Below are 22861 nucleotides of genomic sequence, written 5' to 3'. Positions count from 1 at the left end.
GACAGCTATTACTGCTTGCACTTGCAAGGGATCGCAGATGATCGCACTGGTTTTTTTACACTCTGTTTCTATGCAAAACTCACTTTGCGAAATGCTAGAAAAGCTAGACGTATTCAGTCACGTTTATGGCGCGCAATCTGTAGGCCATTGTCTTGCGTTAGCAGAGAAATATCCTCAGTCCATCGGTTTCTATTCAGTCTCACAGTCAAGTCGAAACCTTGCATCACGGTATTGGCTTGCAGTAGGAAATAAAGACGAAGAAGCGCTGTTAGCCTTTTCTCATAACGCGTCAGGATTTGTTAAATCTCCACTTGAAGAACCCCAAGTATTAAACGCTATTGAACATGTCAAAACCAAGTACCATTTTTATGAACGGGACTTTCAATTCAATATGCTGGTAAAGGGGCTTTGTGAACAATATGGGGTGTCTGAACCTGCGCTTCTAGCTACATTGCGCCAGCAACTGAACAAAAGTGCTCAGCCAAATGTTGTTGGGATACGCGCTGAAAACGGGTGGTGTTGCTTAAATCCAGCAGAGATTAAATGGATTGAAGCTGCAGGTGACTACATGTGTGTTCAAACGCTCTCAGAAAGCTACGTTGTCCGCACCACCTTGTGTGAATTACTTAAGCGTTTGGGAGAGCAGAATTTTAAACGCTGTAACCGCTCTGTGGCGGTCAACGCAAAACATATCGCGCACCTGGAGCAAAAACTCAATCAGCAGCGAGTTGTCATGCAAGGTGGCGAAGCGTTCAAGATTACTCACAAGTATTACTATCAGTTTTGGCTGACAGACTGAACGTCAAAGCGCATTTCAGTGCAACATTCTACTATACGACCATGGTACTGCTGGTGGTCTAACTCGCTTATCGTTACACTTACTCACTGAATTAGGGGAATAAGTACTTGGACCTGCAAGGCCTAATAAGGAGCGATAGTGCGAGATGTAAGAAACATGATAGTGGGCGCAGTTTTAGTATTTGCTGCTTATTATCTTGGGCTAGTTGTCGTTAGTGTGAGTGCCCTTCCTATTCCAGGGCCATTAATGGGCTTATTCCTTTTACTCGCGATGCTTTTTCTTTTTCCTCAGCTTGAGGTTCACACGGCGCGCTTTGTTACTTTTCCCTTGAAGCATATGTCCTTACTGTTTATTCCAGCCGTACTTGGCGTATCTATTTATTGGGCTGACATTCAGTCCAATGCACTTGCCATTGCTATCGCGATTATTGTGACGACCTCGATAAGTTTAGGGATAACCGCTTGGTTTTCGCAGCAATTGTTTAACAGCAAAAGCGGCAGCGGCTCAGATGTGGCAAGCAAGGGTGGAAAGCAAGAATGAAGGAGGCTCTACATCAAGCATTTAGCTTAACGGGGTTATTGTGGCTTAGCGTTTCAATAATTGGCTACATTATTGCTCTTTGGGTAAACAAAAAATGCAAAGGTCACCCGCTAGCGCATCCCATTGTCGTTACCGCGCTGATTGTGTCAGCTGGCCTTTATTTAACTGAAACAGGGGTTACTGAGTATCAACAGGCGGCTTCTTTGTTGCATTGGTTGCTAGGGCCTATCACTGTGGCATTAGCACTACCCATTTACAGACAATGGCAAAAGCTAAAGCACTACGGCTGGCGGTTAATGGCGAGTATTGCTTTTGGTGGCATACTCGCGCCTTTCACCGCGTGGCTTACTTTGTTTGCACTAGATGCACCGCGTGCAATACAAATTACCATGTTAGCTAAATCAATCACCACGCCCCTTGCTATGGAGTCGAGTGCGCAGGTTGGCGGCATTCCCGCATTGGCTGCCGTTTTTGTCATTGTGACGGGTGTAGTTGGAGCCATTGTGGCTACTGGTGTGTTTGCGATCCTCAATGTACAAAATCGTCAGGCGCAAGGTATTGCTATGGGCACGGTGGCCCACGCAATTGGTACAGCCAAAGCTATTCAAATGGGGGAAGACGTGGCGGCGATGGCGACTCTAGGCCTTTGTGTAAATGGTATATTTACTGCGTTGGCACTACCTGTCATTTTTGGTTTCTTTGTTTGAGAGCTTTTTTCGTAACTTGGCGTTCTATCTATTAGTTGTGATTTAGCCTGACCAGACCTGCAATCACCCGCCTTGACTAAAAGGTGCACAAGCTGCTGTAAAAACGCGTAGCAAAGAATCAACGCGCCGTGATGTTTGTGAGTAAAAACGTGCTGGCAATATTCCCCAAAAGTGCTATTTCTTAGTGAGGTGTTTCGTATCACTATATATATGGTATCTATTCAAACAAAAAGTAACCGGGTTACTGCGAAGTGTAAGTTAACTCAAATCGTTACTTCAGTTCACAGTAGTTGTGCCGATACAATTGAAATTGCTAGAAAATACCGGCGGTAGCTGGTTTCAAAAGCTAGGTGGTAAAAGAACTTAATGTTTTCTGTACTCGTATGTGACGACTCGTTAGTTGCGCGCAAGCAAGTGGCTAAATGCCTTCCTCAAGATTGGGAAGTGGCCGTACATTTTGCGAAGAATGGTCAAGATGCTCTATCGGCTCTCGCTGAAGGAAAGGGCGATCTTCTATTGCTCGACCTCAATATGCCCGTTTTAGATGGGTACGGCACATTAGAAGCAATTCAGAAACAAGGTCTTAAAACCAAAGTTATTGTTGTGTCTGGTGATATTCAGCCTGAAGCTCATGAAAGAGTGACATCGCTTGGCGCTTTGGACTTTATTCGAAAGCCGGTGGATCCTAAGAAGCTGGCCGAGGTACTAGATAAATTCAACATTCTTCATGTTGAAGAGGAAGAGCCGGAAGAAGTTTCACCGCTAGACCCTGAAATTCGCGATTGTTACCAAGAAATCACTAACATAGCCATGGGGCAAGCGGGGGATCATTTAGCCCGCACCATGAACGTGTTTGTTGAACTGCCTATTCCCAACGTTAATTTAATTGAAGTGTCTGAACTTCACATGATGCTTTCTGATATTGAGAGCCATGAGCAAGTTACTGCGGTATGCCAAGGCTTCTTAGGGCCAGGTGTTAGTGGTGAGGCGTTGTGTATTTTGAGCGACTCAAGCTTTGACGACGTGGCTAAAATACTCAATGTAGAAGGCGAAGTTGACGACCAGCTTCAGTTAGAGCTGCTTATGGATGCTGCGAGTATTTTGATTGGAACCTGTTTAACAGGACTGGCCCATCAAATGGACATTAACTTCAGCCAAGGCCATCCTATCGTACTTGGTCAACATCGTGCTATCACTGAAATTATTAGCATGAATCAAATAAAGTGGAAGCGAACCTTGGCGATAGAGCTTAGCTATGGCTTGGAAGGCTACAATGTTCAGTGTGATTTGATTTTGTTGTTCACGGAAGAGTCTATGAAAATGATGAATTCTAAACTCGCCCACTTGTTGGAGGATTTTTAATGAGCCAGCATTTAGATGAGTTACAAGAATTTCACTGGATGATGGACATGCTACAAACGGTAGACGTTGGCATTGTCGTACTAGACCGCAACTTCACAGTGCAAGTGTGGAACGGTTTTATGGAAAGTCACAGTGGGCTTTTGCCGAGTGAAGTAAGAGACAAAACGTTATTTTCGTTATTTCCCGCAATCAAACAAGACTGGTTTATTAAGAAAGCTAAGCCCGTTTTCGACCTAAAAACCCGTGCCTTTATGACATGGGAACAACGCCCTTATTTGTTCAAGTTTCCAAACTACCGGCCGATTACAGGTAGTGAGTCATTCATGTACCAAAACATCACACTTTCTCCTCTTACTTCTGCGACGGGTAAGGTGGATTTTATCAGTATGATGATTTACGACATGACTGATGTAGCGGTAGGTAAAAAGCAGCTAGAAGCGCTACAAGTAACAGTGTCTGAAGCGCAAGAAGCAAGCTCACAATCAGATAGAGCAAAGAAAACCTTCTTATAACCGCTACGTGTAACCCGTGAGAGTATATTGTTTATCTTGCGGTTCTATCTACATCAAGTTTTTACTCGCACTGAGCATAGAACAGCAGCACAGAGTGCGATGGGAGTACGTATGCAATCAAGTTCGTCTTCATTTTCAAGCTACCTTCCTCGCACCGTAATACGCGGGCTTGCAGTTATTGGTGGTGCTTTCATTCTAGCAGCCTGCGGTGGTGGCGGAGGCGGAGATGGTGACTCTAGTGGTGGGGGATCTGGCAATGGCAACTTAGTTGTTAATGCAGGCGCTAACGCTACCGTAACGGAAGGCGTGACCTATTCACTAAGTGCACAAGTGAGTGGTGGTGATGGCACGTATACGTACAACTGGAGCGCGTCTCCATCGCTGACCATTACACACGAAGACACCAGCGCTTCTGCAGCGAGCTTCGTTGCGCCGTTAGTTAATAGCGCCACTGAATACACGCTTACCGTCTCGGTAAACGATCAAAGCGGTAATACGGCTAGTGACTTCACGGTAATTACTGTTGCGCCGGTAAACATAGCGCCGGAAGCAAGTATTGATGTGCCTGCGTGGGAAGGTCTGCCAGCGAATACTTTCCCAGGCGGCGTTGAAATTATTTTTGATGGCACGGGAAGCAGCGATACTGACTCATCTACGTCCGATGGCGAAATTGCCGATTATGTTTGGTCTCAAATCAGCGGCACTAACGTTATTACGGGGGTGGAAACGAACCTTTCTACCTTAACAATTACTACGCCTATCGCTAACGAGTCTCAGGAACTCACTTTTCAACTTGAAGTAACTGATAGCGAAGGTGCAACAGACGTAGACACAGTGACAATCTCAGTGCAGTCTGAAACCGAGACACTGCCTGTGGTTGATGCAGGCTTCTCGCAAGGCGTTTTCAGTGGTGAGGTGGTTATTTTGGATGGTGAAGCAAGCACCAGTATTCCCAGTGCTTTACCGCTTACTTATTCTTGGGAGCGCAGTAACAACGTTACATCTAACAATGGGGCAAACACGGGAGTGGCAGCTCGCCCGGTAGATGACAACGATGCACTATCTACGTTTGCTATTGCCCCTTCCGTATCCACCGCGACTGTGGTGGCCTATACACTTACTGTAACAGACGCTAACAACAACAGTGTTGAAGACATCATTAACGTTAGAATACGCCCCATGCCGACGCCGCTATTGAACGACACGGGATTTTTGCAGCAAGCCACCAATAATGCGTTAACAGAGGCGCAGCAAAATGATTTTCCTGGCCAAGACGGACAACGCGGAGCTGATATTATTGAACAGAATGGCTTAATTGAAAAAGCTGGGCGTGGTAAAGCCGGCTTCGACTTTACCCGTTTAAATGCCAATGGCGACGAACAAGACGCCAGCGCAGATACGTGGTCGTGCGTTCGTGACAATGTGACAGGATTGGTGTGGGAAGTTAAAACTGACGATGGGGCATTTCAAGATAAAGACTACACCTATTCTTGGTACAGCGAAGAGGTAAATGGCGGTTTTGAGGGCGACCAGACAGGCGCGAATGCAACGTGCTTATTAACCAGCTGTAATACCTCTGCATATGTACAGGCGGTTAACGCACAAGGGCTGTGTGGTTTTTACGACTGGCGGCTACCTACTCACCATGAACTCTTTTCGTTAATGCATTTAGGCATTGCCGACGACGTGGCCATTGATGAAGATTACTTCCCTAACACCGGTGCAGTCTCTACCGAGCCCCTATGGTATTGGACCTCAGTGCCAAGTGCTGATGGGGTAAACAGTGATGATGCACAAAATGCATGGGCATTGGATTTCGATTCAGGTGTCGATAACTTTCTTAATAAGTCATCAGCGGCGCGTGTTCGTCTTGTAAGAGCAGGGAGATAGTCATGAGCAATAAAGTTAATAAATCCGCTCAACGCGTACTGAAAAGCGCAGTGCTAACTACACTCAAAATGGTTGCGGCCTCGACGTTGCTTGCTAGTGCATCGCTTTCAGCTTTCGCTCAAGAGTGCTTGTCTGATGGACTAGAAACCACGCCCAACGATAACTTTGAAGCAGTGACTACCAGTACTTTGTTGGATACCACCACAGATTTAGTATGGAGACGATGTTCCGAAGGGCAAACTTGGGACGGCTCAACTTGCAGTGGTGAAGCGGTGAAGTATACGTGGCAGCAGGCGCTACAACTTGCGCAGCAGGCGAGTAACGAAGACCTGCTAGGATGGCGCTTGCCCAACGTTAAAGAGTTGGCCACCTTAACGGAACGCGACTGCGTACGCCCGGCGATTAATAGCTCGCTTTTTCCTGCAACGCCGCCAGATGATTTTTGGACTTCTACCCCTTCGGCAGATGATCCAGACAGAGCCTGGGTTGTTGCATTCTTTAATGCGAGCCATTCGATTAAAGAGAAAGACCGTTTCATTTACGTACGACTGGTGCGCACCTACACCAACGAATAGGTGTAGATAAAGATCTACACCGCTTCGTATTAGTCTTTCGTCTAGTATCTGACCCTTAGACTTTTTATCAACAAAGCACGCTCTATAATGCGTGCTTTGTTTTTTGGTTTGAACGTCAATTTTAAAGAAAATCGACACTCTTGCTTAGAGCCTGTTGACCTTTGGTGAATAACAAAAGTCTACAGGACCTAGTATCAAGCTGCGTTTTGAGTAGATTGATAATATCGACATGTTCAACCTGATTTTTAGCACGTTAGACTCATGATGGCTTTTTATTTCCCAGTAAGCTAGCCACAATGTTGGTATGAAAATGATATCGAGCCTTAAGGCTGCCCTTTTTACAATTTGTTTATTCGCTGGACTTAGCACATCGGCGCAGGCTGAATATACCTGTAATATCGATTTTGCTTACGGTATTGCCGTTAATAACGAACAGCTTCGCGTAATGGATAAAACCCGCACCGTAGTTCAGATTAATGACCAAAACCAGCTTTTTGTAGGTGGACGTTGGCAAACCTTGAATGAGCAAGAACGGCAGTGGCTAGAAGAGTATTCTTCAGGGTTACACTATGTAGTACCAAAAATGATTATTTTGGCCACCGAAGGTGTAGATTTAGCTATTGATACCATTGAGCATGTTTACTTAGGTCTAGTGGGCAGTGACCACGACAGCTACGAGCGTTTGAACGCCGCGATGAAGCGCGTACAAAACCGCGTAAAAGATAAATTCAGGCATGCCAGTAATCACTACTTCATTGGCCCCGGATCGCTGGAAAGTGTTGATGAGTTCGTTGATAGTGAAATTGAAGCGCAACTCGAGGAAGCTATTTCTACTTCAGTTGGCGGCATATTATCGGCGATCAGTGGCATCAACACCGGAAGCGGCGAGGTTAACCAAGAGAAAGTAGCGGAAATTACTCGTCAGCTTAATAATGTGGGCGAAGGGCTAGATGTGGGCGATAAGGCCACAACCTTGCGTAAAAAGGCAGAGTGGTTTTGTGAAAAGCTTAAACGTTTAGACATAGCAGAAGAAAATCTTCGAGCAAATGTACCTGCTTTTGAACCTTACAATATTATTACGCTTCACGATAAAAGCGATGATTAAGTATTGATGAAGAAGGGTTGATGTAAGGTAGATTACAGACTGAGTAAAATAGAAAGCCTGCGTGAGCAGGCTTTTTCGATCTGGCTATTTGTTTCACCCAAAACGGCAAGGTTAAACGAAGCACGACAGCAGAGAGTTAAGATATCTACGGCCTTTTGCGGTTACTTGCCAGTGACTATCTGAAATAGAAAGTAGCCCTTGTTGATGAGCATCAGACAGGGAGCGCTTAACGTCATCTGTTAATTCAGTACCTGTGAAATCATTAAAATCACTTATCGGGCAAGGCTCAACTAAACGAAACCTGTTCATAAAGAACTCAAACGGCAGGTCGTCTGCACTAACCCGCGTTTGCGTATCTAAATACGGCCGGCTCATTTCCATGTAGCCTCTTGGATGCTTCACTTTAACGGTACGATGAATTGTGCCGTTAGCGGCATCGGTAATCTTCCCGTGTGCACCGCATCCAATACCTAAGTAATCGCCAAAGCGCCAGTAATTAAGGTTATGGCGGCATTGGTGCCCCGCTTTGGCGTAGCCTGAAATTTCGTACTGATGATAGCCTGCACGCTCTAAGAGGCTGTGGCCTTTTTCCTGTATTTCCCACAGGATGTCGTCGTCTGGCAGCTCTGGCGGCTTTGAATAGAAAGGCGTGTTTGGCTCGATGGTAAGCTGGTACCACGACAAGTGGTAAGGCGTGAGCTCAATGCCTTGCTTCAAATCTGCCATGGCATTCTCTACGCTTTGCTCGGGTAGGCCATGCATGAGATCTAAATTAAACGTGGGTAGCCCTGCGCTGTGTGCTTGTTTTACCGCATTTTCAGCTTGGCTTTCATTGTGAATACGGCCTAGCACTTTTAAATGCTTAGGCTGGAAACTCTGAATGCCCACCGATATTCGGTTTACGCCTGCCTGATAAAAGCCCGCAAACTTACCTGCCTCAACGGTACCTGGATTGGCTTCCATAGTTATTTCAGCAGTGTCGCTTAAGTTAACCCGCTGTTTAACGCCGTTTAAGATGTCAGCCATGGCTTCGCTTGAAAACAAACTGGGCGTGCCACCGCCTATAAAGATTGTCTCGACAGGGCGGTCGCCAATGCGTTTGGCATCAATGGCTAAATCGTCCAGCAGGTGCGCCACATATTCTTTCTCGGGTAAATCAGACTTAAGCCCGTGAGAGTTAAAGTCACAGTACGGACACTTTTGAACACACCAAGGAATGTGAATATAAAGGCTAAGCGGTGGATTACGCAAAAGTCGCTCTCATATTATCAAGCAAAATCGCTAGGGCGTTGCCGCGATGGCTAATACGGTTTTTTTCGGCTTTCTCCAATTCTGCCGCAGTGCAGCCATGAGTTGGCACGTGAAATACCGGGTCGTAACCAAAACCGTCGTTACCAGAGCGAGCAGTTAAAATTTCGCCTTGCCATTTACCTTGGCTAACTAATGGTACTGGGTCGTCAGCATGGCGCATAAACACTAATGTACAGAAGAAATGCGCTTTACGCTGGGTTTCGCCATCTAGGGCAGCTAATAGCTTGTCAATATTGGTGTCATCAGTTGCATCAGCGCCAGCATAGCGGGCTGAATAAATACCGGGTGCACCGCCAAGGGCGTCGACTACTAAGCCTGAGTCGTCAGCAATAGCAGGGAGGCCTGTTACTTGTGCCGCATGACGCGCTTTAATAATGGCATTTTCAACGAATGTTGTGCCTGTTTCAGGCACATCAGATACACCTAATTCTTTTTGCGCCACAACGTCTACGCCGTAATCTGCAAACAAAGATGCAAACTCTCGCACCTTGCCTTGATTACCTGTGGCTAAAACAATTTTTTCTGGGAATTTCATGGTGCCAGACTCCTCGTTTTTTCTTTGCTCCTGAAATAAGCTCAAACACATTCATCGGGTTACTTTAGGTTATTCAGGACGAACGTTGGGAGTGGTTTGAGCAAACCCGCTGCCGCAGGGATGCGGCAGCGGAGCGCACATGGATGTGTTTACCGCGTGTTTGCGAAAGCCACTCCCAACCTTCGGCCATCGCATCGCTCACCCTCTACGTGCTCAAGTTTTACTTTTTCTTTTTAGGCTTAGCTTTTGCCTTGGCTTTGTCTTTGGCCTTTACTTTTTTCTTTTTCGGGCCAATTTTAGGCGTTTTGTTTTTAGGGCGTAGCTCGTCAATAACGCGAGCTTTAAGTGGTTCGCCCATGTAACGCGAGGTTTTGGCCACCATGTCAAAATCGTGGGCTTCTACTAACGATATAGCCGTGCCCTTGGCGCCAGCGCGGCCGGTTCTGCCAATGCGGTGAACATAAACGTCGGCTTTGCGCGGCATGTCGAAGTTAATAACATGGCTCACGTTAGGCACATCAATACCGCGGGCAGCAACATCCGTTGCCAGCAAGATAGGTACTTCACCACTTTTGAAACGGGCTAGCGCTGCAATACGTTTGTCTTGTGGCATTTCACCCTGTAGCCAGCACACTGGAATATCTTTCGAGGCTAAGAAGTCCTTAAGCATTTGCAGGCGTTCGCGGGTTTTCACAAACACAACCGCTGACGTCGTTGTTTCTTGCTTCAAAATATTCACCAGCAATGCTTGCTTGTGATTCATGTCGTCAGCAAGGTGATACCACTGATGAATTTTGTTTTTCTCTTTGCGCGATGGGTTCGCTTCAATCACTTCAGGATTGTTAAGAATTTCATGAGCGAAAGTCTTAACGCCTTTGCCTTCAAGCGTGGCTGAGAACAATAGGTTTTGCTTGCGCCAGCGCGCTTCGGCAGCAATTTGGTTAACTACCGTTGAGAAACCCATATCCAACATGCGGTCAGCTTCATCAAGGATCAAACACTCGATATCACGGCAATCTGCGGCTTCTTTTTCGATATGCTCAAGCAAACGACCTGGCGTGGCCACAAGAATATCGAGATTCTTGCTTAAGGTTTCTTTATCGGTACCGTAGTTAATACCACCGGTTATTACCCCGCACACAATTTGTGTATGCTTTGTTATGGCCAGGGCTTGTTCATAAACCTGTAGCGCTAACTCGCGGGTAGGCGTTAGGATCAAAATACGTGTAGCACCAGGCTGTCTGCGCGGATAATCAAGTAAAAACTGGCATGCAGGCAATAAGAAAGCGGCTGTTTTACCAGTACCTGTAGGAGCAGAGGCCAAGATATCTCGTCCATCCAACGCATGCGGGATAACCAGTTCTTGAATGCTAGTTGGAGTTTCAAACCCCATATCGGCAGCTGCGTGACACAGTGCTTCGTCTAATTCGAGTTCTTCGAAAGTCATAGTATAAAAAACGCTCTAAATGAATGGGGCGTATTGTAGCATTGCTATACCAAAACATTGAGAAAAACTGGCGTTAAATTCGCACACCGTAGGTAAATACACATTCTGATGCTAACGGGTTGGTACTGTTGGCGTTGAGTAAGTGCAAGTGCGTCAAATCGAGCTTACTCACTTTATCCTCACTTTCAACCCGTGAAATTTCGAAGTAGTAGTTGGCGTACGGTGAATTTGGTTCTTGAAGCTCTAGGTAAGGAAACTGGCGATACTTCCATTTACCCTTTACATCTTCTGAAGATTTGGGCGTTTGAAGTGTGAGGGTATACGTACCGTCTTTATACAGCGTGAGGCGCTCGCCGTTACCACATCCATTGGCGATATAGCTATGGATAAGATCTTGGGCAAGGAGGGTTCCGTGGGGGCGATTGCCGTCAGGAAACACGAACAGCGCCAAAGAGTTTTTAGTATACCAATGATTGCCTTGAGTGAGCGATTGGACACGGTTTATAGAGTAACCCGCATGCTCTGCGATGCTAGTGGTATTGTCGATTGCTTCTGGTGATTGTAGCAGCAATGAATAGAGCAACGTATTTGTAGACACGGATGTAGGAAAATCAAAGTCGTTCACTTCAACATCCAAGCCTTGATCCGTTAACTGTTCAGATAAGGCTTGAACTTTGGACGGCTCAAGATATTTGCCATAAAGGTAGACGGTTGGGGGGCTTGCACATCCACTAACTACAAGGGTAAAAGCTAAAGTTATAAGGTACGTTATTATTGTTTTTTTCACTTAAGAATCTCCAAGCCGATGCCAGATTTTTTCATTTAAAAGGGCGAGTCGTTTGTTTAAAGCGAAGCGCGCTTTGAAGTTGTTATTTAACGAGCTGCGAACAAGCAACGAATAACTAGCGAGCAACTGTTACACAAGAACGCACAAATATAGTTAAGGATTACAATTGTAATCTAAACTCGATAATAGCGACATGCTTAAGTTGTGTAAACGAAAACTTGTTAGCAAAAAGGTGGGACAAAGGCTGTGAGGGACGGTATCGGCATTAGGTATATCACAGTGCTGTAACCAGTGCGCGGTAATCCCAGCTTTGAAGCACGCCATCAGAGGAGAGGGTAACAACATCACCATCCTCGTTCAGTGTTATAGCGTGAGTGGTGGCTTCGCTTGAGTAGCGTTTAATTTCCCATGAGGCTATCTCTTCGCCAGAGTTAGCATGCCATAGCGTTACCACTGATTTGGGTGATGTTGTCATTAGGTAGTCACCGTTTTCTAAAAATAACCCTTTTCGGAAAAAGCGGAAACGTTCCATAAATTGTAGTTCAGACATCACTTCATGGGTGGCGAGATCAATAATTTCGTGGCTGTTCAGCGCATCGGATATAAAAGCTCGCTGAGCTCTATTGTCTAGCACTGAAGCGGTAACTCGACTGCGATATTGCCTTTCCAGCAACACATCGTTTTTGTCTAAGTCCCATAGAAACCAGCGCTTATCTATTCCTCCAGAAAACGCATAGTCATCAGAGAAATAGCCTACATGAAGCACTTTCATTGTATTGTGCTGGTATTGCAATGCAGTGCCGTTATCAAAATTTAGTAGCAATACGGTACCGTCGGTCATACCAACTAGTGCGCTGTCACCATGGTGGGATAGGGAAGTTGATGACGCTGTGGCGCCGGGATCTTTACCACTAAAATGCCAACTACCTACCACATCACCTGATTGCAAGTTAATCAGTGTAGTGCTCCAATAGCCTGTGAGCGCTAACCATGCCTTGTCTTTGGAAAACGTAATTAGGTGCAGTGACTCTTCATCAAGCACGTCACTATGCCACTTGTAGCGCTCTCGTTTTTCATCAACATCCCAAACAGAAACAGAGGAATCGTCAAAAATGAATGCCGCAAGACGGGCATCGTCTGAAAGCGTAGCATTCCTCACTGGCTCTTGGGTAAAGCGAAACTCGTGAACAGGTAATACGCGCGTCTCTTCAGTGCAACCAGAAAGCGCAAGGAGAACGGTGCAAAGTAAATAAAAAAGTGGTGACGCTAAAGGTGAGAGAAAGCATCCGTTCGTTTTTCTTTCGATCATTGCTTTACCACTATTGATTATTAATCGAGGCAATAGCAGATAACTTTGCTTGGTTAAGCGCGTCTTTTATTTCGGGGCCTTTAACGCCGGTGGCAATGATGTCTTGCACGTTCACTTGTTTGGCGGCAGCTAATGCATTTTCGATGCGCTTTTGTTGTTCTTGCCAATCTACGCCTTTGCTATGAGCATAAGGCGCAAAAGCGCTAAGCAATAATGTAAAACGCTCCTCTCTTCTCCATGCATCACAGCCATTGAATAAGGCGAGGAGGTCGGCGGGAGAGTTCTGCATAGTCAATAGAAAATCTTTGAATTTGCAGGCAAGGATGACAATCTCACTAACTTGGTTCTGCACTTTCAGTCGGCTACATAAGTGCTTCGCATCCTCCTCACCAAGGTGAGAGAGCAGAGCAGTAAACCTTGTTATCAGCCTAGCGGTTTCTAAAGCGCCGCTTTCAGGTATTGGGTGTTTTGAACCCGTGTCTTCAACAACGCTCTCGTTTTCAACCTTTTCTAGGTCTACCGCCGTTTTTAATGTCGCCAAAGCAGTATCTAAGTTTCTTTCAAGCTCAGTAAACCAGTCATTGAGGCCATGGGCTTGGTTTAGTACAGTGAAAAAAACATGCGGTGTTTTCTCTAAAAGACTGCGCTTTGTTTCTTGCCATACCCGCTCTGCACTTAGCGTGCTTAGCTCGCCGCTCTGCGCCATAGACTGCATAAGAGCCATGGTTTCAGTGGCGATAGTAAACCCTAAATAAGCATAGCGGGTTGCAAACCGAGCAACGCGAAATACGCGTAGAGGGTCTTCAATAAAGGCTTCAGATACGTGGCGAAGTACGCGGTTTTCTAAATCTTTTTTACCACCATAGGGGTCGATGAGTTTTCCATAGTTGTCTTGCGCTATCGCATTAACGGTAAGGTCCCGGCGTAACAAATCTTCTTCTAACGTCACCGAGCTTGACGCATCGCATACAAAACCGGTGTAACCTTTTCCTGACTTACGTTCTGTACGTGCAAGTGCGTATTCTTCCTGTGTTTTAGGGTGTAAAAAAACAGGGAAGTCTTTGCCTACTTGGGTAAAACCCTGGCTGAGCATTTCTTCTGGCGTGGCGCCCACCACGACATAGTCGCGTTCAACAACTTTTCTGTTTAACAGTGCGTCACGCACTGCGCCACCAACGAGATATACTTGCATGCTCTTCCAACGATTTTTTAGTCAGTAATACTTTTTTAGATTGGGAATACATCGACTTTTGACGTGTAACGAAAATCAACCTTCCCAAGGTAACAGAGGCGCAGTATAGCAATGTTACAAATAAAATTCGTAGCCACATCGTTATGCGCTTTCACTTCAAGGTTGCGTCTGGTAGTTTAATCGTCGTCAAAAATTAAAACATATAGGCGCTTCAGCAACCATGTATTTGAACTACTTCGGGTTAAATGACAATCCTTTTTCGATTGCGCCTAACCCCGATTATTTGTATATGAGTCCAAGGCACAAAGAGGCTTTGGCCCATTTGACCTTTGGCCTCAGAGAAAGCGGTGGTTTTGTAATGCTCACCGGAGAAGTGGGCACGGGAAAAACAACGGTATCGAGAAAACTGTTGCAGCAGCTACCCGATAATACGCAGGTAGCCATGATTTTGAATCCAACCTTATCCGCCCTTGAGCTATTAGCAACGGTTTGTGATGAGCTAGGCTTGGCTTATACACCTGAAAAAGCAAGCCTTAAGTATTTCACCGATTTGATTTTGTCTAAGTTAGCAGAGAATCATCAGTCAGGCATGAATACGGTACTAATGGTTGATGAAGCGCAGCATCTGTTGCCCGAAGTACTAGAACAACTTCGTTTATTGACCAACCTAGAAACGAATCGTGAAAAGCTGTTAAAGGTGGTATTGATAGGTCAGCCTGAATTACAGCAGTTGTTAAAGCGTAATGAATTACGTCAGCTGGCTCAACGCATTACCGCTCGTTATCATCTGCTACCCTTAACTGCGCCAGAAGTCAGTGCTTACATAGCACACCGCTTAAGCGTGGCTGAAGGTGATATCAGTATTTTCAGTAAGTCTACATTGCGCGCGGTGCATCAAATTACTGGTGGGATTCCAAGGGTAATTAATTTGCTGTGCGATCGGGCGTTAACCTTATCTTTTACTAAGCAGCATGCGGTCGTGCAAAAGCCTATATTCTTGGCCGCGGCAGAGCAAATTCTAGGTGAAGATGTTGTTAGTCAGCGCGTGCAAAGCCAGCGTAAATGGTATCTCGCATCGGCGTTTGTTTTGGCCATCATATTCGGCTACGGGTTAGGGAGTTTGTATGTCTAATATCGTCGCCATTGAAAATTTAGTGCCCGGTATGGTGATTGTTCAAATTACCAAGCAAAATGGGCCAGTTAAAATTAGAAAGTCGGGTTTAGTGACAAGCGATGCTATGGTGCAGGGCTTGTCTGAAATGGGCGTGCAAGAGGTAGAAATAGATCCTGAGCAAACCGTGGAAATAGCGCCGACAGTTCATCATAGAACTCAGACCCAAGCTTTGCTTCGGGGCGAGCACGACACTACCGCCAAATTTGATAAATCCCTTAACGAGCAGTTTAATCGAAGCTTGTTTTTACCCACAGTAGAAGGGCTTCCGTCAGCATGGAAGCTTTACACCAAGCAAGTTGCGCTTTTTGCCGTCGTTATTCTTGGTGGTTTATGCATTGGCTTTTCCGCCGCTACGGCAAAACGCTGGTGGCCAATGCTAACTGCACCCGCTTCTGTACCGGTGGCAGACTCTGAAAGCTCAGTTTCACAGGTTGAAGCAAGCGGAGGCGCTTCAGCGCTTACGACCACGCAAAGTAGTAATGAAGCACCAGGCACTTCAAGCAACAAAAGTGAACAGGTATCTTCTAACATTCAGGGAAGTGGGCAAAGCGCAGGTTTAATTGAAACTGCTAACACAGCGGTAAATGCCAACGTTAGTAACGGCGTTGCAGCTCAGCAAGGCACGCAAGCGAACGCTATGGTTAATAACCAGTCTGTTGGCAACTTAGCTGCAACGCAAAATACTGATTTAGGTGCAGTTCCAAATACAAACCCAAACACAACAGGTACTCAGAATCGCTACAATAACGACGTCTCCCAACGTTCTGGCGCCGAGCCAAGTAGTGGATATGAGCGTAGCTCTTCAATGGATACAAGACAAACTGAGACTTCAGGGAATTATGAAGGGAGAGTATTAAATGAAGCTACGTCTCAATCTGACGTATTCGTGTCACCAGAACTCATGGCCCGTTTTAATGCTGCCGTTGAAGCGCTAGACTCAAAGGCACAAGATAATACACCCGCTGAAGAGCAAACAAGGGTGACGGTTAAAGACGAACTACCCCGTGTAGATCAGTTACCCGTTCGCTTGTTAACACGACTTCCAACCATGAACTTTAGCGCGCATATGTATGCGTCTCGTCCTGCCGATAGGTGGGTGAGAGTCAATGGCCGTCAAATAGGTGAGGGCGACTGGATTGCTGATAGAGTGCAAATCGTCAATATTGAAGCGCAACGTGTGGTGCTTGCTTTCGAAGATGAGATTTTTACTATGGCAGCATTAACCGATTGGTAATTACTATCTGTTAGTTCCAAAAAACACTAACAATAAATACAAAAAAGGCCCTTTAAAAAAAGGGCCTCTCGCTGGTTAAACTGTGTTTTCTACAGCGGCATCTGATTGATGAAAACGTCTTTAAAGAATTTTGGTAAGTTCAAACTAAACTCTTCGGGGCGAACGCCTGACACAATCTCATCGTCGTACTGACTTAAATCAACGCGTTTCACTTCATTGAAATGCTGCGACGTCACGCTGTAAAAGGTCATAACGTGAGGGCTTACGGGGTCTTTAGGGTTGATCTTGCTAACAATACCTAATTTACCGCTCTTTAACCTCACTAAGGAGCCAACAGGGTGCACGCCAATACACTGGATAAATTGTTTTACCAATTCTTGGTCTAAGTTCTCTGTCGCAGTTAGTCGCTTTAGCGCCTGAGTAGGCGTGATACTGTTTTTGTGCGTACGATTAGATGTCATGGCATCGTATGCATCCACAATGGCAGCAATACGCGCGAACTCTGAGATTTCGTCACCAACCAATCCTCTCGGGTAGCCGCTTCCATCAACGCGCTCGTGGTGCTCTTCAATAATGCGTAGTGATAGGTCAGAAATATCGCCACACTGTTCAACTAGGTCTGCACCAATTTCAACGTGGGTTTTCATCACTTCCCAATCATCACTGGAAAATTCGCCTGTGTTATTGCGAATTTCATCTGGCAGGGAAGACATGCCGATATCCATCAATAGGGCGCCTAAACTCACTTGCTCTGTGGTATCTCTGTCATAGCCAAGAAACTCACAGAAAATGCCGCTTAGTACACTGCAATTAATACTGTGCTCAAGAAGGTACTGGTCGGTATCCTTGATCATAGTCAGGCAGCTCAGCGCATCTTTATTATCAAATACACTTTCGATCAGGCTTTGCGACAGCGACTCCATGGGAGACAAATCTTTTACCGCCCCATTTTTAAGCGACTTTAAAAAGCTGCTTTGAATGGCAATTGCGCTGCTGTAAAGCTCGTTGGCTTCGTTAATTGAATCACGACCCACTGGCTTAACAACCGGTTTAGTCACTTCAGGCTCTTTTTCTTTAGCTGGCTCGGGTGGCACAGCTGGCTCGGGCAGCTTAGATTTCGCAAGATCTACTTCGACGCTTAAAATACCTTTCGATTTTAGACTATCAATAATGGCTTGGGTTTTCACAATGCCTTTAGAGCGCATTTTAAGTGAACCTGTTTGTTCAAGTACTTGATTGACGTACATTCCTGGCTGCAAATCATCAATGGGTACCTGTTCTAGCATTATCTCTCCTGTGAGGCACAACGTTGCCATAGCCTTCAATTACAATAGAAACGAATAGTACGATATTCCAGTGAAAAAAGTGAGGAGTTTATTAGTCTTTAGTATAGCTAGAGTCGGCGAATGTAGGATTACCGAATTCGTGAGAAAACGCGTGACGTGTAAATGTGCCGAGAAGTTGCTTATGGCTCAAATCAGGTGAACTGATATTTTTATTGCGGATTGGTATTAGGCGTCTTGATGCGAAGTTAAGGTAGAGGCATAGATGAGAGAAATAAACAGGGTGCCATCTCTCGACAGCACCCATGTGTCATGCTAGGGCGTTGTTAAGCGCTAAAGCCCCACGCTTTTACAACCACGCGGGCTGTTTATCTTCGAAGGCTTCTATAGCACTTGTGAGTTCAAGCGTTTGACCGATAGCATCTAAGCCTTTAATAAGGTTGTTTTTGTGATGCTCAGCAATATCGAAGCTGAAGCTTGTATCGTTAAAACTTACTGTTTGCGCTGGAAGATCAACGGTGATCTTAGTTGCTGGGTCTGCCTTCACTGCAGCAAACAAAGCGTCCATTTGCTCGCTTGATAATGCCACAGGCACTAGCTGATTATTAATGCAGTTGCCGTAAAAAATATCAGCAAAGCTGGTGGCAATAACCGTTTTAAATCCAAAGTCGGCAAGTGCCCACGGCGCGTGTTCTCGGCTTGATCCACAACCAAAGTTTTCGCGAGCTAGCAACAGACTCGCACCTTTGTGCTCAGGCTTATTCAGCGCGAACGCTGGGTTTGGCTCTTTCTCTTCTAAATCCAAATAACGCCAGTCGTGAAACAAATGTTTGCCGTAGCCAGCACGTGTTACGCCAGTTAGAAACTGTTTTGGAATAATTTGGTCGGTATCGACATTGGCCTGATCAAGCGGCGCAGCAATGCCTGTGTGTTGTGTAAAACCTTGTTCAGACATAAGTTACTCCTGATAATCTCTAACGTCAGCAAAGCGACCGGTAATTGCAGCAGCGGCAGCCATTGCTGGGCTTACCAAGTGAGTGCGCGCACCACGGCCTTGACGGCCTTCAAAGTTACGGTTACTGGTAGAGGCACATCTATCGCCTGCCACTAGCTTGTCGTCATTCATACCAAGGCACATAGAGCAACCTGGCAACCGCCACTCAAAGCCAGCATCGATAAAGATTTTATCTAAGCCTTCTGCTTCAGCTTGGCGTTTAACGTTACCCGACCCTGGAACGACAATCGCAGTCACTGAATCGGCGACTTTACCGCGCTTGGCGATTTGTGCCGCTGCGCGCATATCTTCAATACGACCGTTGGTACATGAGCCGATAAATACGTGGTTTACTGCAACGTCAGCAAGCTTTTCACCGGGTTTTAACCCCATATACTCAAGCGCTTTTACTGCGCTCTCTTTTTCAATCGGGTCACTGAAGTCTTCAGGGGCAGGTACCGGTGTATTTACGCCAATAACCTGGCCTGGGTTAGTGCCCCACGTAACCTGAGGAGCGATATCTGCCGCTTCAAGTTCAACCACAGTGTCAAAGGTTGCGCCCTCTTCGGTATAAAGGGTTTTCCAATAAGCGACAGCGTCTTCCCAGTCTTGACCCTTAGGTGCGTATTCGCGGCCTTCAAGGTAGGCGAAGGTTTTCTCGTCTGGTGCAACAAGGCCAGCTTTCGCGCCAGCTTCAATACTCATGTTGCACACCGTCATGCGCTCTTCCATGCTCAAACCGCGGATAGCTTCACCTGCGTATTCGATAACATGGCCAGTAGCGCCAGCGTGGCCAATTTTGCCGATAATGGCAAGAATGATGTCTTTTGCCGTAATACCGACAGGAAGCTTGCCATTTACGTTGATAAGCATGCTTTTCGCGCGGCTTTGTTTCAACGTTTGCGTGGCCAATACATGCTCTACCTGAGAGGTACCAATACCAAATGCCAGCGCACCAAATGCACCGTGGGTTGCAGTGTGTGAGTCACCACACACCACCGTCATACCAGGCTGAATTAGACCTAATTCAGGGCCCATAACGTGCACAATACCTTGCTTCTGGTGGCCCACTGGAAATAGCTGAATGCCGTGTTCTTCACAGTTTTTTGCCAAGGTTTGTAGCTGAAGCGCATTCGCCGGACCACAGGCATCAATTGCCAATGAACGGGTTGAAATGCTGTGATCCATAGTACCAACCGTGCGATCAGGGCGTCGTACTTTACGGCCTTTTTCATTAAGGCCAGCGAATGCCTGAGGTGACGTTACTTCATGAATTAAGTGACGGTCGATATAAATTAAGCTGTCTTCACCGATTTGGTCAATAATGTGGGCTTGCCACACTTTATCATATAAGGTCTTGGCCATGAGGTTGTTTTACTCCTGCGCCATTAATTGTTTAACGATTTCACCGCCTACTTGCGACGTGCTTGCCGCTTGGCTGCGTTTATCTGCAGGTAATAACTCGCCCGTAAGTACTCCTGCTTCTAGCGTTGCCACTACTGCCTTTTCAATTGCGTCGGCAGCATCATTCAAGTTCATGCTGAAACGCAGCATCATGGCGGCCGATAAAATTTGTGCGATAGGGTTAGCAATGCCTTGGCCTGCAATATCTGGGGCCGAACCGCCTGCTGGCTCATAAAGGCCAAAGCCTTCCTCGTTCATGCTTGCCGATGGCAACAAGCCCATAGAGCCCGTCATCATAGCGCATTCATCAGAAACGATATCGCCAAAAAGGTTTGAACACAGCATCACATCGAACTGCGCCGGATTCTTCATTATTTGCATAGTGGCATTGTCGATGTAGATATGGTCAAGCTCTACATCTGGATAGTCTTTTGCTACTTCTTCAGCAATTTCACGCCATAAACGGCTGGTTACCAGTACGTTGGCTTTGTCCACCGACGTCACTTTGCCGCGACGCTTCTGTGCTGCTTCAAACGCTGCAATAGCAATACGGCGAATTTCACGTTTACTGTAGCGCATAGTGTCATACGCGAATTCTTCTTCGCCTTCACCTTCTCGGCCCTTCGGCTGACCAAAGTAGATACCGCTGGTTAACTCGCGCACTACCAAAACATCTACGCCTGATTTAGCAATGTCTTCACGAAGGGGAGACAGGCTTTCAAGGCCCGGATAAATGCGAGCTGGGCGCAAGTTGCTGAACAGGTCAAAATGACTGCGAAGGGTAAGTAATGCGGCACGCTCAGGACGTTGCTCTAACGGCAAGGTGTCCCACTTAGGGCCACCGATGCTGCCAAACAAGATCGCATCGGCTTGCTCACAGCCCAAAAGCGTTTTTGAGGGTAGCGCTTCGCCTTCAGTATCAATGGCGTAGCCACCTACAGGATATGCAGTACGGTTGAGTGTGACGTTAAACTTCTTTTCAACAGCATCTAAAACCTTATTGGCTTCCTGCATAACTTCTGGGCCGATACCGTCTCCGGCTAATACGGCAATTGAATACTGGCTCATTTATACTCCTGCAACGCGTTCTTGTTGATTTTTTTGCTGATCAATTTGATCGGCTAAATATGTGTTGTTTAATACAAAGATAAGGGCTTTAACGCCGGCTTCCACAATATCTGTAGCCAAGCCGATTCCATGGAAACGACGGCCTTTATATGTAGCGATAACGCTCACTTGCGCCAAAGCGTCGGCACCTTCACCTTTTGAATCTAGTTTAAAGTCGACAACTTCTAGATCTTCGTGACCTAGTATAGACATGATGGCCTTATAAGCCGCATCTACCGGGCCGTTTCCAATACTAGACTGGGTAATCTCTTCAGTGCCCACTTTCATTTTAACGGTAGCACTTGGAATAATTTCACGCCCTGAATTCGCTTGAAGATAAAGCAACTGGAAGTGTGCTTGGTCGTGCTTTTGCTTATCGAAGAACAACAAGGCTTCAAGGTCGTAATCGTATACTTGGCCTTTTTTATCCGCTAACTTTAAGAATGCGTCATACACCGCTTCTAAGTCATAGTCTTCGGTTTTATAGCCAAGTTCGGTTAAGCGATGCTTAATCACATGACGGCCAGAACGTGACGTTAAGTTTAGGTTGTTCTTATTAATGCCCACACTTTCTGGGGTCATAATTTCATAGGTATTTTGCGCTTTTAAGACACCGTCTTGGTGAATACCGGATGAATGGCTAAACGCATTCGCGCCAACAATGGCCTTGTTTGATTGAACTGGCATGTTACAAAGCTGGCTGACTAGCTTAGATGTGCGCGATATTTCGGTAGAATTAATGTTAGTTTCAAAGCCCAACATGTTCTTACGGGTTTGCAAGATCATAGCAATTTCTTCAAGTGAAGCATTACCAGCACGCTCGCCAATACCGTTTATAGTACATTCAACCTGTCTGGCACCTTGCTCAACAGCTGCTAATGAATTTGCTACCGCTAAGCCCAAGTCGTTGTGACAATGTACTGAAATGGTTGCTTTATCGATATTTGGAACGCGATTAAACAATTGCTGAATAATACCGCCAAACTCTGTAGGTGTTGTATAGCCTACGGTATCCGGAATATTTACCGTCGTCGCGCCAGCGCTAATCGCTGATTCAACCATTCGGCATAGGTAATCAATATGAGTACGCCCCGCATCTTCACAGGAAAACTCTACATCGTCAGTATACTTACGTGCATGTTTCACCGCGGCTACGGCCATATCTACAATTTCATCTTGTGACTTGCGAAGCTTGGCACCTACGTGAATCTCTGACGTTGCGATGAAGGTGTGAATTCTGAATTGCTCAGCAACGCTTAACGCTTGTCCGCATGCATCAATATCACCCGGCAATGCGCGAGATAGGCCACAAACGATGGAGTTCTTAACTTCTTTGGCAATCATTTGTACAGAGCGAAAATCGCCGGGTGAAGAGACAGGAAAGCCTGCCTCAATGATGTCAACGCCTAACCGTTCGAGCGCCAGCGCGATCTGCAATTTCTCTTTGGCACTTAGGCTTGCAGGTAAGGCCTGCTCGCCGTCTCGCAATGTGGTATCAAAGATCTTCACTTGATTTGTCATGACGCTCTCTCAGTTGAATAGTTAAAAAAAAACCCGTGCTTGGCACGGGTTTTTGTGAAATTAAATCGCTGGT

The 22861-nt window shown here is 46.1% G+C and carries 21 protein-coding genes; 10 read left to right on the top strand and 11 right to left on the bottom strand.

The genetic code is table 11. The annotated features are described in order from the left end of the window. Nucleotides 1-37 precede the first annotated feature (37 nt). From BZA03_RS07345 to BZA03_RS07310, 8 genes are all read left to right on the top strand, one after another. Nucleotides 38-799, top strand: a complete 762-nt coding sequence (locus BZA03_RS07345) for a LytTR family DNA-binding domain-containing protein (RefSeq protein ID WP_110288405.1) — start codon at nucleotides 38-40, stop codon at nucleotides 797-799. 138 nt (nucleotides 800-937) lie between these two features. Then, nucleotides 938-1339 (top strand): CidA/LrgA family protein, encoded by a 402-nt coding sequence (locus tag BZA03_RS07340; protein WP_049585941.1) that lies wholly within the window; start codon nucleotides 938-940, stop codon nucleotides 1337-1339. Next, nucleotides 1336-2046 (top strand): LrgB family protein, encoded by a 711-nt coding sequence (locus BZA03_RS07335; protein WP_110288404.1) that lies wholly within the window; start codon nucleotides 1336-1338, stop codon nucleotides 2044-2046. The genes BZA03_RS07340 and BZA03_RS07335 overlap by 4 nt, the downstream gene beginning before the upstream one ends. A 366-nt stretch (nucleotides 2047-2412) precedes the next feature. Further along, the gene (locus tag BZA03_RS07330) at nucleotides 2413-3408 is read left to right on the top strand and encodes a response regulator (protein WP_014975809.1); all 996 of its coding nucleotides are present in this window, start codon (nucleotides 2413-2415) and stop codon (nucleotides 3406-3408) included. Then, on the top strand, nucleotides 3408-3920 hold the full coding sequence (locus BZA03_RS07325) for a PAS domain-containing protein (protein ID WP_014948470.1): 513 nt from the start codon (nucleotides 3408-3410) through the stop codon (nucleotides 3918-3920). The genes BZA03_RS07330 and BZA03_RS07325 overlap by 1 nt, the downstream gene beginning before the upstream one ends. A gap of 111 nt (nucleotides 3921-4031) precedes the next feature. Next, nucleotides 4032-5810, top strand: coding sequence for a DUF1566 domain-containing protein (locus BZA03_RS07320; RefSeq protein ID WP_110288403.1), 1779 nt, complete (start codon nucleotides 4032-4034; stop codon nucleotides 5808-5810). A 2-nt stretch (nucleotides 5811-5812) separates the two neighbouring features. After that, nucleotides 5813-6385, top strand: a complete 573-nt coding sequence (locus BZA03_RS07315; RefSeq protein ID WP_014948472.1) for a DUF1566 domain-containing protein — start codon at nucleotides 5813-5815, stop codon at nucleotides 6383-6385. 310 nt (nucleotides 6386-6695) lie between these two features. Next, nucleotides 6696-7490, top strand: coding sequence for a DUF2884 family protein (locus BZA03_RS07310; protein ID WP_110288402.1), 795 nt, complete (start codon nucleotides 6696-6698; stop codon nucleotides 7488-7490). A 111-nt stretch (nucleotides 7491-7601) separates the two neighbouring features. On the opposite strand, the gene hemW is transcribed toward BZA03_RS07310, so the two are convergent. The 6 genes from hemW to BZA03_RS07280 all read right to left on the bottom strand — a co-directional run bounded on the left by hemW (nucleotide 7602) and on the right by BZA03_RS07280 (nucleotide 14071). Continuing rightward, nucleotides 7602-8741 (bottom strand): radical SAM family heme chaperone HemW, encoded by a 1140-nt coding sequence (gene hemW / locus BZA03_RS07305; protein WP_110288401.1) that lies wholly within the window; start codon nucleotides 8739-8741, stop codon nucleotides 7602-7604. Beyond that, the gene (locus BZA03_RS07300) at nucleotides 8734-9336 is read right to left on the bottom strand and encodes an XTP/dITP diphosphatase (protein WP_014948475.1); all 603 of its coding nucleotides are present in this window, start codon (nucleotides 9334-9336) and stop codon (nucleotides 8734-8736) included. The genes hemW and BZA03_RS07300 overlap by 8 nt, the downstream gene beginning before the upstream one ends. Before the next feature lie 220 nt (nucleotides 9337-9556). Continuing rightward, a complete protein-coding gene (gene srmB, locus BZA03_RS07295; protein ID WP_110288400.1) occupies nucleotides 9557-10783 on the bottom strand; it encodes an ATP-dependent RNA helicase SrmB in 1227 nt (408 codons plus the stop codon). Nucleotides 10784-10856: 73 nt separating this feature from the next. After that, entirely contained in the window at nucleotides 10857-11570 is a 714-nt protein-coding gene (locus BZA03_RS07290) for a hypothetical protein (protein WP_110288399.1), read from the bottom strand. A 274-nt stretch (nucleotides 11571-11844) separates the two neighbouring features. Further along, on the bottom strand, nucleotides 11845-12879 hold the full coding sequence (locus BZA03_RS07285; RefSeq protein ID WP_110288398.1) for a WD40 repeat domain-containing protein: 1035 nt from the start codon (nucleotides 12877-12879) through the stop codon (nucleotides 11845-11847). 10 nt (nucleotides 12880-12889) lie between these two features. Next, nucleotides 12890-14071: a CCA tRNA nucleotidyltransferase gene (locus BZA03_RS07280; protein WP_110288397.1), complete on the bottom strand. Its 1182-nt coding sequence runs from the start codon at nucleotides 14069-14071 to the stop codon at nucleotides 12890-12892. Nucleotides 14072-14291: 220 nt separating this feature from the next. Here BZA03_RS07280 and BZA03_RS07275 point away from each other — a divergent pair, with 220 nt between their 5' ends. Together BZA03_RS07275 and BZA03_RS07270 are read left to right on the top strand one after the other, a co-directional pair. After that, on the top strand, nucleotides 14292-15203 hold the full coding sequence (locus BZA03_RS07275) for an ExeA family protein (RefSeq protein WP_014948480.1): 912 nt from the start codon (nucleotides 14292-14294) through the stop codon (nucleotides 15201-15203). After that, nucleotides 15196-16479 (top strand): general secretion pathway protein GspB, encoded by a 1284-nt coding sequence (locus BZA03_RS07270; protein ID WP_110288396.1) that lies wholly within the window; start codon nucleotides 15196-15198, stop codon nucleotides 16477-16479. Before BZA03_RS07275 ends, BZA03_RS07270 begins: the two co-directional genes overlap by 8 nt. A gap of 89 nt (nucleotides 16480-16568) precedes the next feature. On the opposite strand, the gene BZA03_RS07265 is transcribed toward BZA03_RS07270, so the two are convergent. The 5 genes from BZA03_RS07265 to leuA all read right to left on the bottom strand — a co-directional run bounded on the left by BZA03_RS07265 (nucleotide 16569) and on the right by leuA (nucleotide 22788). Then, complete coding sequence (locus BZA03_RS07265; protein ID WP_014975819.1) at nucleotides 16569-17765, bottom strand: HD-GYP domain-containing protein; 1197 nt, start codon at nucleotides 17763-17765, stop codon at nucleotides 16569-16571. Between the two features lie 346 nt (nucleotides 17766-18111). Then, complete coding sequence (leuD, locus tag BZA03_RS07260) at nucleotides 18112-18717, bottom strand: 3-isopropylmalate dehydratase small subunit (protein ID WP_014948483.1); 606 nt, start codon at nucleotides 18715-18717, stop codon at nucleotides 18112-18114. 3 nt (nucleotides 18718-18720) lie between these two features. Next, the gene (gene leuC, locus BZA03_RS07255) at nucleotides 18721-20121 is read right to left on the bottom strand and encodes a 3-isopropylmalate dehydratase large subunit (RefSeq protein ID WP_061094370.1); all 1401 of its coding nucleotides are present in this window, start codon (nucleotides 20119-20121) and stop codon (nucleotides 18721-18723) included. Between the two features lie 9 nt (nucleotides 20122-20130). After that, nucleotides 20131-21228, bottom strand: coding sequence for a 3-isopropylmalate dehydrogenase (leuB, locus tag BZA03_RS07250; RefSeq protein WP_110288395.1), 1098 nt, complete (start codon nucleotides 21226-21228; stop codon nucleotides 20131-20133). Next, nucleotides 21229-22788, bottom strand: a complete 1560-nt coding sequence (gene leuA / locus BZA03_RS07245) for a 2-isopropylmalate synthase (protein ID WP_075176065.1) — start codon at nucleotides 22786-22788, stop codon at nucleotides 21229-21231. Between the last annotated feature and the right edge of the window lie 73 nt (nucleotides 22789-22861).

It is taken from the genome of Alteromonas sp. I10 (genome assembly GCF_003201515.1).
In the GTDB taxonomy this organism is placed as follows: Bacteria; Pseudomonadota; Gammaproteobacteria; order Enterobacterales; family Alteromonadaceae; genus Alteromonas; species Alteromonas macleodii.
This window is presented reverse-complemented; position numbering and strand designations above follow the sequence as displayed.